Here is a 14,746-nt window from a genome sequence, read left to right as displayed (position 1 = left end):
CTATTTACTCCTTTTATTTGCTGGTAACAAACAAAAGTCAGTATCTAGCATGAGCACTCTACGGGCACAGCCCCGACTGGACGATCACCACCTCCATAGGAGGTGGTTTAAGACTGACAATAAAAAAGGCCTCATCGGAGGCCTCTTCTAATCAGAACGGGATATCGTCATCGAAGTCAAAGTCCGGCTCAGGCATTGAGCTGCTGGACGGTTGCTGGGCAGGTGGGTTTTGCTGACCACGGCCCTGATTAGCATTTTGCTGATACTGATTACCCTGGTATTGGTTTTGCTGAGGCGGCTGAGCATAGTTTGGGCTCTGACCACCAGCCTGCGGTTGTGGTTGAGACTGGCGAGGCTGATACTGGCCACCACCTTCCTGACCACCAGCACGGCTACCCAACATTTGCATCTGATCTGCGATGATTTCTGTGGTGTAGCGATCCTGACCGCTTTGGTCCTGCCACTTACGAGTTTGCAGTTTACCTTCTACATAAACCTGGCTGCCTTTACGCAGATATTCACCAGCTACTTCGGCCAGGCGACGATACATGGTAATACGGTGCCATTCAGTGCGTTCCTGAATCTGACCACTCTGATCTTTCCAGCTTTCGGATGTCGCCAGAGTAAGGTTAGCTACCGCATTACCGTTAGGCATATAACGCACTTCTGGATCTTGGCCCAGATTACCCACCAGAATGACTTTGTTGACGCCTTTGCTCGCCATAATTGCTCCTCTTAATCGCTGTTTCGGCAAATTGGCCACAGCGTCACTTTAGTATGAAGTTTAACTTATAATACCCAGTTGCTGCCGGGCTTGCTGCAGATTGAATTCACGGCTGTCCACTTTGAGATACAGGACTTGCTCAGCCTCAACCAAGGTAATATCTCTGACTCCTGCCATGCGGCTAACCAGCGCCAGACTGTCCTGAACAGACATCGCCTCGCTGTTCAGGCTCAAAGAATAACGTTTTAAATGGATACTACCACCACCTATGCCACGAATCAGTCCCAGCCAACCAAGGCATAATAACGCTGCCAGCATATAACTGAATTGTTCATTGGCATATTGATTTAACAGCCCCGACAAGGCCCCACCGACAAAGGCCCCGAAGAACTGAAAACTCGCATACGCGCCCATGGCCGAGCCTTTTTTACCTGCTGGCGCCAAGCTTGACACCATAGCCGGCAAATTGGCCTCCAGATAATTAAACCCGGTAAAGAACAGCCAACAAAACAGCAACAGGGCCACCAGCGGCGCCTGCAACCAGGCCATGGCCGCCAGACTAACCCCAAGTAGCACAATACTTAGATTAATTACTCGACCTTGCTTGCCCTGTTTACCGAAGCGCATCAACACTGCCATGGCCAACACAGACAACAGCAGTACCGGCAGGTACAACATCCAGTGGTCTTCGAGCGGCCAGTCCAGCTCCAACAAACGTTTGGGTAGATTGACAAACATCAGGGTCATCAGCAAGTGCAACAACGCCACACTGACATTCAATCGCAGTAAGGATTTGTCCGCAAGCAAACTACCCACATCGCTAAGTTTGGGTAAGGTATCCCCACTGGGAGACAGATTCTGTGCGCTTGGCACGACAAACAAGACCAATGGAATACAAGCGATAGCTGCCACTGCGGTAAACCAGAACACTCCTGGCAGACCGAATTTTTCAGCCAGCAATGGGCCCAGCAACAGCGCCAGATAAAAAGAAAAGCCAATGGCAATGCCGATAATGGCCATGACTTTAGGGCGCTGATTTTCACGGCTGATATCACCAGCCAGCGCCATCACCGCACCAGCTACCGCACCAGCACCTTGTAGAATTCTGCCTATCACTACCCATTGCAGGGTTTCTGCCTGTGCGGCCACCAGGCTGCCCAACGCAAAGCAGCTTAATCCCAGCACAATTACAGGCTTACGTCCCAGTCGATCAGACAGCAGGCCCATAGGAATTTGCAACAGCGCCTGGGTTAGACCATAACCACCGATAGCCAATCCAACCAATAAAGGGGAATAATCCGGGTAGCTGACCGCCAATACGGCCAATACCGGCATCACCATAAACAGGCCCAGCATACGTAACACATAAACGGTGGCCAGAGAGAAGGCCCCACGCAATTCGGTATTATTCACAGCAGATCGGTGTTTTCTAACGGGTTTTCATTCCGGAACCACCAGCGGTTCCAACTCGGCCGCGCAGTGTAGCACAGCCAGCCCCCGAGGCTGAACGAAATTACTGAATTCCCCCACAGCAAGTATTTCCTCGCTGGTTTCAGGGCTTCCCAGTCAATTCAGCAATAATTTTGTTCGTTTCCGACACGGCTGTTATGCAATACTAGGGGTTTTCTTTCCCCTGCTCAGGTGTGGTTTTTGTGGACAAAATAGAAGTACGTGGCGCGCGCACTCATAACCTTAAGAACATCAGTGTAACCCTGCCCAGGGATAAGCTGATTGTGATCACCGGTCTGTCCGGCTCAGGTAAATCGTCGTTGGCATTCGACACCTTATACGCGGAAGGTCAGCGCCGTTACGTAGAATCCCTGTCGGCATATGCGCGTCAATTCTTGTCGATGATGGAAAAACCCGATGTGGATCATATTGAGGGGTTGTCACCGGCCATTTCCATAGAACAGAAATCCACCTCACATAACCCACGCTCCACTGTGGGTACTATCACCGAAATCTATGACTATCTGCGCTTGTTATTTGCCCGAGTCGGCGAGCCGCGCTGTCCAGATCATAATGTGCCCTTGGATGCTCAGACCATCAGTCAGATGGTCGACAAAGTGCTGAGCATGGAAGAAGGCGCCAAGCTTATGTTGCTGGCCCCTGTAGTACAGGAACGTAAGGGTGAACATATTAAGACCCTGGAGAATCTGGCCGCACAGGGATTTATTCGCGCCCGTATTGATGGCGAAATCTGTGATTTATCTGATCCGCCGACCCTGGACCTGCATAAAAAGCACACTATCGAAGTGGTGGTAGACAGATTCAAGGTACGTGACGACCTGCAGCTGCGGCTGGCAGAGTCCTTTGAAACCGCTCTGGGTCTATCCGGTGGTACCGCCAAGATCGCCTGGATGGATGAGCCCAACAAACAAGAAATTGTTTTTTCTGCCAACTTTGCCTGCCCCCACTGTGGCTACAGTATGGCAGAGCTGGAACCACGACTGTTCTCCTTCAATAACCCGGCCGGAGCCTGTCAGACCTGTGACGGCCTGGGCACCCGCCAGTTTTTTGATGCCGGTAAGGTAATAGTTAACGAGGAGCTGAGCCTGGCAGGGGGGGCCATTCGCGGCTGGGATAAACGCAGCTATTACTATTTCCAGATGCTTCAAGCGGTAGCAGAGCATTATCAGTTCGATCTGACCAAGCCCTTTAATGAGCTGGACGCCAAGGCTCGTGATGTGGTGCTAAACGGTAGCAAGGGCACCTCCATTAAGTTTCGTTATATCAACGACCGTGGCGATGTAATGGAACGCAAGCACCCCTTCGAAGGGATCTTGCCCAATATGGAACGTCGCTATCGTGAAACCGAGTCTAATGCAGTGCGCGAAGAGCTGGCCAAATACCTCAGCCAGCAACCTTGTGGCAGCTGTGGTGGCACCCGTTTGCGATTAGAAGCGCGAAACGTCTTTATCAACGAAACCCGCCTGCCTACAGTGACCGACATGTCCATCGCCGAGGCCCTGGCGTTTTTCGAAAGCCTGTCCCTGACAGGCAAGCGGGCGCAGATTGCCGAAAAAATTCTGAAAGAAATCCGTGACCGTCTGAACTTTCTGGTCAATGTGGGCTTAAATTATCTGTCCATGTCACGCAGTGCAGATACCCTGTCCGGCGGTGAGGCCCAGCGTATTCGTCTGGCCAGCCAGATTGGCGCAGGCTTGGTGGGAGTGATGTATGTACTCGACGAGCCGAGCATCGGTCTGCATCAGCGCGACAATGAACGTCTGCTCAGCACCCTGATCCACCTGCGCGATCTGGGCAATACCGTTATTGTGGTAGAACACGACGAAGATGCCATTCGTGAGGCCGACTATATTCTGGATATCGGTCCAGGTGCCGGTGTACACGGCGGCGAAATTGTTGCCGAAGGTAGCCTGGAAGACATAAAACAAAGCGAGCATTCACTTACCGGGAAATATCTTTCAGGAAGGGAGAGAATTGAAGTTCCTGCCACCCGCAACGAAAACCCGGATAACCTGTGGCTGGAACTGGATGGCGCCACCGGCAATAACCTCAAAGAAGTAAACCTGCGCTTACCCATAGGTTTGATGACCTGCGTTACCGGCGTGTCCGGCTCGGGTAAATCTACTCTGATTAACGACACCTTGTATGTCATCGCCCATAAAGAACTGAACGGCGCTACTGTGGGTGAGCCTTCCCCCTACCAAGCTGTGCGCGGTATGGAGCATCTGGACAAGGTCGTGGATATCGACCAGAGCCCAATAGGTCGCACACCTCGCTCTAACCCCGCCACTTATGCCGGACTTTTCACCCCTATTCGTGAGCTGTTTTCCGGTACTCAGGAAGCCCGCTCCCGTGGCTACAAACCTGGGCGTTTCAGCTTTAACGTTAAAGGCGGACGCTGCGAAGCTTGTCAGGGCGATGGCGTCATCAAAGTGGAAATGCACTTTTTACCAGACATTTACGTGCCTTGTGATGTCTGTAAGGGCAAGCGCTACAACCGTGAAACCCTGGAAGTCAAATATAAAAACAAAAACATCCAGGAAATACTGGATATGACGGTGGAAGATGCCCGTGAGTTTTTCGATGCCATTCCGGCACTGGCTAGAAAGCTGCAAACCCTGATGGATGTGGGCTTGTCTTATATCCGTCTGGGTCAAAGTGCCACCACCTTATCCGGTGGTGAAGCACAGAGGGTTAAACTGGCCAAGGAGCTTTCCAAACGGGATACCGGCAAAACCCTGTATATTTTGGATGAACCCACTACCGGTCTGCACTTCCACGATATCAAGCAACTGTTGCAGGTTCTGCACCGCTTGCGCGACCATGGCAACACAGTAGTGGTTATAGAGCACAATCTGGATGTGATTAAGACCGCAGACTGGATTGTGGATCTTGGCCCGGAAGGTGGCAGCGGCGGCGGACAGATTATTGCCCAGGGTACGCCTGAGCAAGTAGCAGACTCGCCGGTGTCGCATACTGGTCGTTTCCTTAAACCTATGCTGGGGTAACAAACAGCATTACCTTCCAGAACCAATCTGCAGGGCCGATTTTGACAACAAGTCGCCGCCCTGCCAATGCAAGGGAGAAAAGATGTTAAGCCAGGACTTTGAAGTACGCTTTTACGAAACCGACGCCCTGCGTCATGTCAGCAATACGGTGCTGGCCGGTTGGTTTGAAGCCGCCCGCGAACCTATCTTCCGCATCTTCACTCCCGAGCTGGATTTAGCAAACTGGCCACTCATCCTGGCCAGTTACAAAATCGATTTTCTTAAGCAGATCTTTTACGGTAAAGCGGTTACCTTAAAAACTGGTATCAGCCGCATCGGTAACAGCTCTTTTGTGGTCTACCAGGAAGTCTGGCAGGACGGCCAGCGCTGTGCATCAGGGCAGACCACTATGGTGCATTTTGATTATGCCACGCAGGCCTCTGCCGCTATTCCTGACGCGGTCCGAACACAACTGCAGGCTCTGCTGGTAGAGCCGGTATGAGTCAGTTTATTGAAGTTATCGACCATGCGCTGCCCACCGAGCTGTGTCAGGCACTGGTCAAACAGATAAACAATAGCCCTCACCGTAGCGCCGGGCGCACCGGTGGTGGCGTAGACACCAGCAAAAAAGTCAGTGAAGACGTTTCCATCACCAGTCATAGTGAGTTTTCGGTGTTATTGCCACAGGTACTGGAAGCCACCAGCAGACATGTGATGGCCTACTTCGCCAAGTACTTCTTTGCCCTGATTGGCCCCATCGGCCTGACCGTTCGCCATCCGCAAACCGGTGAGCCGGTCAAACTGACCGCCGACAACTTTAACGAGGTCGGTCGCCCTAATCTGGCTAATCTGGTGCAGTACTTGTTTCATTTGGGTGATATCAACGCGCAAAAATACCCGGTTGAGCGAGGAGGCTATCCTTACTGGCATTCCGAAGTGTATCCGCAGTCGGGTGACAACGATGCGCTGCATCGGATTTTGCTGTTTATGTTTTATCTGAACGACGTTGAGGAAGGCGGAGAGACGGATTTTTATTATCAGGATCTGTCAATACGGCCCAAGGCGGGCAGAATGGTGATTGCTCCGGCGTATTTTACTCATACCCACAGGGGACAGATACCGCGCAGCAACGACAAATATATTCTGACGTCCTGGGTGCTATTCAATCGCGCCGAGCTTATCTATACCGGCGGCTGAACAATCTCAACCGCCAGTACAAACCAGATAAAGACTTATTCGTAAGGTTCGACTTTAACGCCCTGCAGGCTATAGCCAACCGTGGCTATATCACCACTCCAGCCCTTAGTTGACAGGGTGCCAGTTATCCACACTGCATCGTACAGGCTCTCAACTGGTGTGCCTTTTTCAAATTTTACATACACAATCTGGTTCGGCGGTGGTGGCGGCACATGGATACAAGCGCCGAAGTAAGGCACCAGCAGGAATTCTGTGAGCTTTTCATCGTCCCCTTCCAACGGCACCACAAAGCCAGGAATACGTACCTGCTGACCGTCCAATTCCTGCACTACCGGGGCGTCCAGATTTATCTGTGCCATGCTGTCGCCGTCGTGGCTGATATTCTGATCAGGGGCCACATAACCTTTAGGCACCATATCTTCCCAATACAGGTCTTTGGCCTCTGCCATCGCCAACATGGGCAACAAACCTAAGATAACCAGCAGTTTTCTCATCACTTCACACCTTTTCAACGGCCATGTCCGGCTGGTTAGCCCAGCCAAACGGATTCTTGCGTACTTCATTTCCCGGCATGGGTAGGGCCGGAATATTTAACGACAATAACAATGAGCAACAGGCAAAGCCCGCGCCGACAAAAAACACCATACTGGGGGATACTAGCCATACTATGCCCAGCAACGCGGGTATCACCACCGCCGCAATATGGTTAATGGTAAAACTGACTCCCGATGTAGAGGCGATATCCCGCGGATCGGCAATCTTCTGAAAATAAGTTTTCATAGCAATGGCCATGGCAAACAGCAAATGGTCAATAACATAGAGCGTGGCGCCCAGCCAGGCTGTTTCAACCAAACCATAGCTTATAAACAGTAGAATCAGCCCGACATATTCAACCACCAGCGCACGTCTTTCACCTACCCGCGCGATAAAGCGGCCTATGCTCGGGGCAAACAGCAAATTGAACACATAATTCAGCATAAACAGTAGGCTTATCTCGCCGACACTGTAGCCAAACTTCTCCACCATCATAAAGGCAGCAAATACCACGAAGATCTGTCGGCGCGCACCACTAAAAAACGTCAAACCATAATACAGCCAGTAACGACGACGCAGCACCAGTTGCTTATGCTGGGTGGACGGCTGCGAAAAACGCGGGAACACCAACCACAGGGCCAACACTATCAATAAGCCCGCTCCGCCAGCCACCATATACATGGCGTTGTAGCTAATTCCCCACCATTCCATTAACATCCAGATAGCACCGTAAGCCAGAAGCGACGCGCAACTTTTTACCGCTAGCTGACGCCCCATAAACTCGGCCGTCTGGCGTTTATCCAACCACTGCAGGGTCAAAGACTGATTGACGGTTTCAAAATAATGGAAGCCGATGGACATCAAGACGGTAGTGGCATACAAACCATACTCGAATGGAAACCAGCCGGTCAGTGCGATGCCGATGGACATCAACGCCAGTGAAATTAGTGCAAAGGTCTGCTCCTTGAGCACCAGCAACATAAAGATGGCGGTAAAGGCGAGAAAACCTGGGACTTCCCGCAAACTTTGTAAGATGCCAATTTGCGCACCGTTAAACTGTGCAGCGTCGATGACAAAGTTATTCAGCAAGGCATTCCAGACCGAAAAGGTCAGCGGCATAACAAAGGCCATAGCTAACAGCAAAAACTGCGGATTCTGGCGGACTGCTTGTAAGGACGGCATGAGTGGCCCAAAGCCTGGACAACGGACGGCAATTGTAGCCCTGGCAGCATAAAAAAGGCCAGCAAAGCGGGCCTGATTTATGTCTTTATCATCGTCTTAGAACGCTGGCTTGTCCGGCGTCTCTTCGTAGCGTTTTACGCTGGCTACGATTTCCGCTTTAGCGGCTTCAGCATTGTCCCAACCGTCGATTTTCACCCACTTGTTAGGTTCCAGATCTTTGTAATGCTCAAAGAAATGTTCGATTTGCTTGCGCAGCAGTTCTGGCACATCTTCGATATCCTTCACACCACGGTAGATAGTGGACAGCTTGTCTTTTGGCACCGCCAGTACCTTAGCGTCCGTACCTGACTCGTCTGTCATCTTCAGTACAGCAACCGGACGGCATGCAATCACAGAGCCCGCCAGCAGAGGGAAAGGTGTGATAACCAGTACATCTACCGGGTCACCGTCTTCCGACAGGGTGTGAGGCACGTAGCCGTAGTTAGTTGGGTAATGCATGCAGGTTGCCATAAAGCGGTCAACGAAGATCGCGCCGGATTCTTTGTCCACTTCATATTTAACAGGATCTGCATGGGCAGGAATTTCGATGATTACATTCACTTCTTCTGGCAGATTTTTCCCTGCCGGAACAGCATTCAAACTCATGATGGGTCCTTAATTTAAACAAAACGGGAAGTGCCGCGGATTATACGTTTTTTAAGCAGCAAATAAACAGTTTGCAGGCATATTAGCCGCCCTTCATGCCGCTATGCATTGCCACTATGGTCTAACGTTACTTGCCTTAGGCGGCTTGCTTTCCAACCTTTCACCTTGGATTCCTTACTCACCTTGATTCTGGCAAAAATCACCAATACTTGCTGACAAGCTATTGTCTGGCGTCTATAGTGGTTTCGACTGATGCTAAAAAGCCAAGTAAAAACAAAGGGGTTAGCTACTTTGTTGAGGTTGTAGCCAGGCCCCGCTATTGCATAGCCAGCACTTTGTGCAGGCTATGTCCTGTTCAATTTTGGGGAAGTTATGACTGAACTATTCTATTTGCCGCCCGTGTTAGGTCTGGTAGGCCTGGCCTTCGCCTTTATCATTTATCTGCTGATTAAACGTATTCCGGTCACCAATGAGGCTATCGCCGCCATTGCTGACCAAATCCATCTCGGCGCCATGGTGTTTATGCACCGTGAATATAAAATGCTGTTTATCTTTGCTCTGGTGCTGGGCATTGCCCTCTATTTCTCACTGGGCGCAAATACCGCGCTCGCCTTCACTGTGGGCGCAGTGTGCTCGGCCTTGGCCGGTTATATTGGTATGTTTACCGCCACTAAGGCTAACGTGCGCACCACGCAGGCCGCCCACGACCAGGGGGCGGCTTCGGCCTTGTCTGTGGCCTTTATGGGCGGCTCTATTATGGGACTCTGTGTAGCGTCCATGGGGCTGCTGGGCTTGGGTATGCTGTACTGGATGTTTGGCGGTGACCCTGCCACTGCCCACGTTATCCACGGATTTGGTATGGGCGCATCCAGTGTGGCACTGTTCTCGCGGGTCGGTGGTGGCATTTTCACTAAGAGTGCCGATGTGGGTGCCGACCTGGTGGGTAAAATTGAAGCCGGTATTCCCGAAGACGACCCACGTAATCCTGGGGTAATTGCCGACAACGTGGGTGACAACGTCGGCGATGTAGCAGGCATGGGCTCGGATATCTTTGAGTCTTACTGCGGTGCCATGATTGCCACTATAGCCATTGCCTCCACTATGGTTTTAGGCAATCTGGGCAGCCGCGAATCCCTGATGTTCCTGCCCCTGGCCCTGGCATCTACAGGGTTACTCTGCTCTGTGCTGGGCATTTTACTGGTCAAAGCCATGTCTGCCAGTAAGCCGGATGTTGCCCTGCGTGCTGGCACTATTGGTGCGGCCGTACTGTTTGTGGTTGCCGCCTACTTCGTGGTGCAGCAGGTGGGCATTGACTACCATGTCTGGTGTTCAGTGGTAACAGGTGCCGTAGGCGGCATTATCATCGGCTTAGTCACCGAGTATTACACTGCTGCCGCCCCGGTGCGTAAGATTGCCAAATCCGGTGAAACCGGTCCAGCTACCGTGATGATCACCGGCTTGTCGGTAGGCATGCAGTCCGTGGTGGTCCCTGTGCTGACCTTAAGTGCCATCATCTTTATCTCCACCAGCCTCTCTGGCCTGTATGGCGTGGGCATTGCTGCTGTGGGTATGCTGGCCACCGTAGGTATCACCATGGCTATCGATGCCTATGGCCCGGTTGCCGATAATGCCGGCGGCATCGCAGAAATGGGCGGCCTTGGCAAAGAAACCCGTGATATTACCGATTCTCTGGATGAACTGGGAAACACCACCGCCGCCATAGGTAAAGGCTTTGCCATTGGCGCTGCCGCCCTGGCAGCGCTGGCGATAATTGCCGCCTTTGTGGAAACCATGACCCACCATTATCCCGGCTTTACCTTGCATTTGGGTAACCCCGAGGTATTGGTCGGCATGTTTATTGGTGGCATTCTGCCTTTCCTGATTGCGTCTATTACCATGACGGCGGTGGGCGATGCCGCCTTTGAGATGATCCATGAAATTCGCCGTCAGTTCCGTGAAATCAAGGGCCTGATGGAAGGTGAAGCCAAACCCGATACCGCCCGTTGCGTAGATATCGCCACCACCGCAGCCCTGAAGAAAATGATCCTACCTGGTGTGCTGGCAGTTGCTGTGCCCCCTTTGGTAGGTTTTGGCATCGGCCCCCATGCTTTGGGCGGTATGCTAGGCGGCGCTTTGCTTGGCTGCGTACTTTTAGCGTTGATGATGGCGAATGCTGGCGGTGCCTGGGACAACGCTAAAAAGTACGTGGAAAAAGGCAATCATGGCGGTAAAGGCTCACCGGTGCATGCTGCGGTCGTGGTAGGTGACACTGTGGGCGACCCTTTCAAAGATACATCCGGCCCGGCCATGAATATACTGATCAACGTGATGGCCATTGTGAGTCTGGTTATCGCACCACTGTTGTAATGCAACGCCACAAGGGCCGCTTATGCGGCCCTTGTGATTTATTCCCACCACATTGCAGCTTGCACCAGTTAACAGAGGCTGAAAATTTTACTCACAAAATACTGTACATAAATACAGTTAATTGTTAACCTAATTCCGAATCTAGTTAAAACACTTCCCAATCTGGAGACAACGATGGCCATAATTATTCGCTACGTGGTTGAACACAAAGGGGTAGAGAAGCTGGTGACAACAGACAAGAAAGAAGCGGATCTCTATGACAAGATGTTGGATGTTGCCGACAATCTGGCTGACTACATGCAGGCTAAGGGCGTTAAGCTGGAAGAGTCCGTCATGGAAGATCTGTCCATTATGTTGTCGCAGAACAAAGATGCGGTAGCAAGGCTATTGAAGGGCAACACAGCGGCCAGCCTGCTGGAAGAAGAAAAAGCCGAGGTGGTCAGACTGGAGAAGAAACAGGCCTAACCACCGGCTTTAAACAGGAGTGGGCATTGCCCACTCAGTCTTTATAGTAGCTAACGCAGGCTTGTACTTCGTCGGCTGAGCCAAGTAGCACGGGTACGCGTTGGTGAATATCTGTTGGCATCACTTCCAGAATGCGGCCACGACCGGTTGATGCGCCGCCACCAGCTTGTTCCATCAGGAACGCCATAGGGTTTGCTTCATACATCAGACGCAGCTTACCTGGCTTGTTCGGCTCACGGTTATCCCAGGGGTACGCGAAAATACCACCCCGGCACAGCACCCGGTGAATATCACCCACCATCGCCGCTACCCAGCGCATATTGTAATTTTTACCTCTGGGGCCCTGATCACCGGCCAGCAGGTCAGCCACGTATTCTTGCATGCAAGGTTCCCAGTGACGCTGGTTAGAGGTGTTGATAGCAAATTCCTGGGTTTCCTTCGGTACCTGCACATTGTTACGGGTCAGCAGGAAGCCACCGTGGGTTTTGTCCAGGGTATATAAATGCGTACCGCGACCTGTGGTCATCGCCAGCATGGTAGATGGGCCGTATAACACATAGCCCGCTGCCACCTGTTGCGTGCCCGGCTGCAGGAAGGCAGAAGGGTCATCAGGTTCCATCCATTGCGGTGCATGCATCACAGAGAAAATAGTACCAATTAGGCTGTTGATGTCGGTGTTGGAAGAGCCATCCAGTGGATCAAAGCTGATCAGGTATTTACCATCTGGGTTACAGCCAATCACATTGTCTTCTTCTTCGGAAGAAATGGCTTTGACATAACCTGACTCGCTGAGGATATCCTTGAGGATCTGGTTGGAGATCACATCCAGCTTTTTCTGCCGCTCACCCTGTACGTTGTCACTCAGGGTTGAGCCCAGCACCCCGGCCAGTGCGCCTTGGCTAACCCGGAACGAGATTTCCTTGCACGCCGCCAACAAGGTGCGGATCAGCAGAATCAACTCGAGGGGACAACCGTCTTCCTGTAATTGTGTGTTGAGTCGTTTCATAAACTTCAGACCTTAGAGAACTTATATTGATGTAGGGACTGCCCCTGGAATCACTCCGTAGGGCTTTGTTTTTATTTTTGTTCTTTTATTGTAACCAGTTTGACCACAGATGTCGCCGGGCAGGGCCACAGGTATTATTCAAAGTCGAACTTTCTGATAGGCTTGGCGCAGATTCGAATTGACCTGTTTATTATGCATATACATATTCTCGGCATTTGCGGCACCTTTATGGGCGGTATCGCTGCACTGGCTAAAGCGCTCGGCCATCACGTAACCGGCTCTGACGCCAACGTTTATCCGCCCATGAGTACCCAGCTTGAACAACTGGGCATCAGCCTTACCCAAGGCTATGACCCAGCCCAGTTGGAACCGGCGCCGGATTTGGTCGTAATAGGTAATGCCATGAGCCGCGGCAATCCGGCGGTGGAATATGTACTGGACCGTAATCTGCCCTACACTAGCGGCCCACAATGGCTGCTGGAGAATCTGCTCAAAGACCGCTGGGTACTGGCGGTGTCCGGCACTCATGGCAAAACCACTACTTCCAGTATGCTGGCCTGGGTTCTGGAATATGCCGGGCTAAATCCCGGATTCTTGATTGGCGGTGTACCGGAAAACTTTGGTATATCCGCTCGCCTGGGCGATTCACCCTTTTTTGTGATAGAGGCAGATGAATACGACAGTGCCTTTTTCGACAAGCGTTCCAAGTTTGTTCATTACCGCCCTCGCACCCTGATTATCAACAACCTGGAATTCGACCACGCCGATATCTTCGACAACCTGGCGGCAATTCAAAAGCAGTTTCATCACCTGCTGCGTATGGTGCCGGGCAATGGCCTGGTCATTACTCCAGCTCAAGACCAAAATGTAGAGCACTGCTTGCAAATGGGTTGTTGGACACCTATTCAGCGCACCGGCAAAGAATGGCAACTGGCTGAGGTATCAACCGATGGTAGTAGCTTCGATATCCTGCTCGGTGGCGTTAAACAAGGCCGGGTGGACTGGCAGTTGCAAGGCGAACACAATCGCCAAAATGCGCTGATGGCGGTGGCTGCCGCCCGCCCTGCTGGTGTACAACCTGCTTTAGCCATAGAGGCATTAAACAGTTTTAAAAACGTTAAACGCCGCATGGAAGTCAAAGGCAAGGTGGCAGATATCACCTTATACGACGATTTTGCCCATCACCCTACCGCCATCGCCCTGACCATCGCCGGACTGCGCGCCAAAGTTGGCACGGCCCGTATTCTGGCCGTGCTGGAACCCCGTTCCAACACCATGAAGCAAGGTGTCTTTAAAGACCAGTTGGCAAATGCCTGGCAACAAGCAGACAGCGCCTTTATATTTGAACCCGAAGGGCTGCGCTGGTCGTTGCAGCAAAGTTGTCAGGCCAGCGCCGTGCCCAGCCAGGTGTACAACGATCTGAATGCACTGCAAGCGGCCATCATTCGCGACGCCAGGCCGGGCGATCACATTCTGGTGATGAGTAATGGCGGTTTTGGCGGTCTGCATCAGAAGCTACTTAACGCATTGGAGGACCAGCATGGCCTTTGACCGACAGATTACTCTGGCTATTACCGGCGCCTCGGGTGCGCCTTATGCCTTGCGCCTGCTGGACGTGCTGGTAAAAGCCAATTGTCAGGTATTTGTGCTGATATCTTCGGCCGCCAAAGTGGTGTTGGCCACCGAAGAAAACCTGCAGATTCCGGCCAAGCCGGATGCTGCCGCGGCCTGGCTGATTGAGCGCTATCAGGCCCAACCTGAGCAAATCAGGGTATTTGGCAAAGATGAATGGTTCTCGCCTGTGGCCTCAGGCTCCGCCGCCCCCAAGCAAATGGTGGTATGTCCCTGCTCGACCGGCACCTTGTCAGCCATTGCTGTGGGTGCCAGCGACAATTTGATTGAACGGGCCGCGGATGTGGTACTTAAGGAAAGGGGCCAATTAATTCTGGTGCCCAGAGAAATGCCCTTATCCATCCTGCACCTGGAAAATATGCTTAAGCTGTCTAATATTGGCGCCACCATCATGCCGGCCAGCCCGGGCTTTTATCATCAACCGCAATCCATTGGCGATCTGGTGGACTTTGTGGTGGCCCGTATTCTCGACCACTTAGGTCTGGACCAGCAATTAATGGCCCGCTGGGGTTACCAGGGTGCTTCGGGCAAATAAGC

The 14,746-nt window shown here is 52.0% G+C and carries 13 protein-coding genes; 7 read left to right on the top strand and 6 right to left on the bottom strand.

Annotated elements, in window-relative coordinates; translation table 11 throughout:
- Positions 1–151 precede the first annotated feature (151 nt).
- Both ssb and KJY73_RS20495 read right to left on the bottom strand, forming a co-directional pair.
- Positions 152–724 (bottom strand): single-stranded DNA-binding protein, encoded by a 573-nt coding sequence (ssb, locus tag KJY73_RS20500; RefSeq protein ID WP_214345498.1) that lies wholly within the window; start codon positions 722–724, stop codon positions 152–154.
- A 60-nt stretch (positions 725–784) separates the two neighbouring features.
- On the bottom strand, positions 785–2,137 hold the full coding sequence (locus KJY73_RS20495; RefSeq protein WP_214345496.1) for an MFS transporter: 1,353 nt from the start codon (positions 2,135–2,137) through the stop codon (positions 785–787).
- A gap of 239 nt (positions 2,138–2,376) precedes the next feature.
- Here KJY73_RS20495 and uvrA point away from each other — a divergent pair, with 239 nt between their 5' ends.
- The 3 genes from uvrA (at position 2,377) to KJY73_RS20480 (ending at position 6,378) form a co-directional block, all read left to right on the top strand.
- Entirely contained in the window at positions 2,377–5,202 is a 2,826-nt protein-coding gene (gene uvrA, locus KJY73_RS20490) for an excinuclease ABC subunit UvrA (protein WP_214345495.1), read from the top strand.
- A gap of 82 nt (positions 5,203–5,284) precedes the next feature.
- Positions 5,285–5,683 (top strand): acyl-CoA thioesterase, encoded by a 399-nt coding sequence (locus KJY73_RS20485; protein WP_214345494.1) that lies wholly within the window; start codon positions 5,285–5,287, stop codon positions 5,681–5,683.
- A complete protein-coding gene (locus tag KJY73_RS20480; protein ID WP_214345493.1) occupies positions 5,680–6,378 on the top strand; it encodes a 2OG-Fe(II) oxygenase in 699 nt (232 codons plus the stop codon). Before KJY73_RS20485 ends, KJY73_RS20480 begins: the two co-directional genes overlap by 4 nt.
- 35 nt (positions 6,379–6,413) lie before the next feature.
- Here the strand turns inward: KJY73_RS20480 and KJY73_RS20475 are convergent, their stop codons facing one another.
- The 3 genes from KJY73_RS20475 to ppa all read right to left on the bottom strand — a co-directional run bounded on the left by KJY73_RS20475 (position 6,414) and on the right by ppa (position 8,739).
- Entirely contained in the window at positions 6,414–6,872 is a 459-nt protein-coding gene (locus KJY73_RS20475) for a DUF3299 domain-containing protein (RefSeq protein ID WP_214345492.1), read from the bottom strand.
- 4 nt (positions 6,873–6,876) lie between these two features.
- Positions 6,877–8,094, bottom strand: coding sequence for an MFS transporter (locus KJY73_RS20470; RefSeq protein ID WP_214345491.1), 1,218 nt, complete (start codon positions 8,092–8,094; stop codon positions 6,877–6,879).
- A 96-nt stretch (positions 8,095–8,190) separates the two neighbouring features.
- Positions 8,191–8,739, bottom strand: coding sequence for an inorganic diphosphatase (ppa, locus tag KJY73_RS20465; protein ID WP_206593088.1), 549 nt, complete (start codon positions 8,737–8,739; stop codon positions 8,191–8,193).
- Between the two features lie 372 nt (positions 8,740–9,111).
- Here ppa and KJY73_RS20460 point away from each other — a divergent pair, with 372 nt between their 5' ends.
- Positions 9,112–11,106, top strand: coding sequence for a sodium-translocating pyrophosphatase (locus KJY73_RS20460; RefSeq protein ID WP_214345490.1), 1,995 nt, complete (start codon positions 9,112–9,114; stop codon positions 11,104–11,106).
- A 174-nt stretch (positions 11,107–11,280) separates the two neighbouring features.
- Positions 11,281–11,571 (top strand): YebG family protein, encoded by a 291-nt coding sequence (locus KJY73_RS20455; RefSeq protein WP_206593086.1) that lies wholly within the window; start codon positions 11,281–11,283, stop codon positions 11,569–11,571.
- A gap of 34 nt (positions 11,572–11,605) precedes the next feature.
- Here KJY73_RS20455 and KJY73_RS20450 read toward each other — a convergent pair whose 3' ends face one another.
- Positions 11,606–12,577, bottom strand: coding sequence for a class 1 fructose-bisphosphatase (locus KJY73_RS20450; protein WP_206593085.1), 972 nt, complete (start codon positions 12,575–12,577; stop codon positions 11,606–11,608).
- 192 nt (positions 12,578–12,769) lie between these two features.
- On the opposite strand from KJY73_RS20450, the gene mpl reads away from it, so the two are divergent.
- Both mpl and KJY73_RS20440 read left to right on the top strand, forming a co-directional pair.
- Positions 12,770–14,128, top strand: a complete 1,359-nt coding sequence (mpl, locus tag KJY73_RS20445; protein WP_214345513.1) for a UDP-N-acetylmuramate:L-alanyl-gamma-D-glutamyl-meso-diaminopimelate ligase — start codon at positions 12,770–12,772, stop codon at positions 14,126–14,128.
- Entirely contained in the window at positions 14,118–14,744 is a 627-nt protein-coding gene (locus KJY73_RS20440; protein WP_214345489.1) for a flavin prenyltransferase UbiX, read from the top strand. The genes mpl and KJY73_RS20440 overlap by 11 nt, the downstream gene beginning before the upstream one ends.
- Positions 14,745–14,746 lie beyond the last annotated feature (2 nt).

The sequence above is a fragment of the Bowmanella yangjiangensis genome, from assembly GCF_018531185.1.
GTDB lineage: Bacteria > Pseudomonadota > Gammaproteobacteria > Enterobacterales > Alteromonadaceae > Bowmanella > Bowmanella yangjiangensis.
This window is presented reverse-complemented; position numbering and strand designations above follow the sequence as displayed.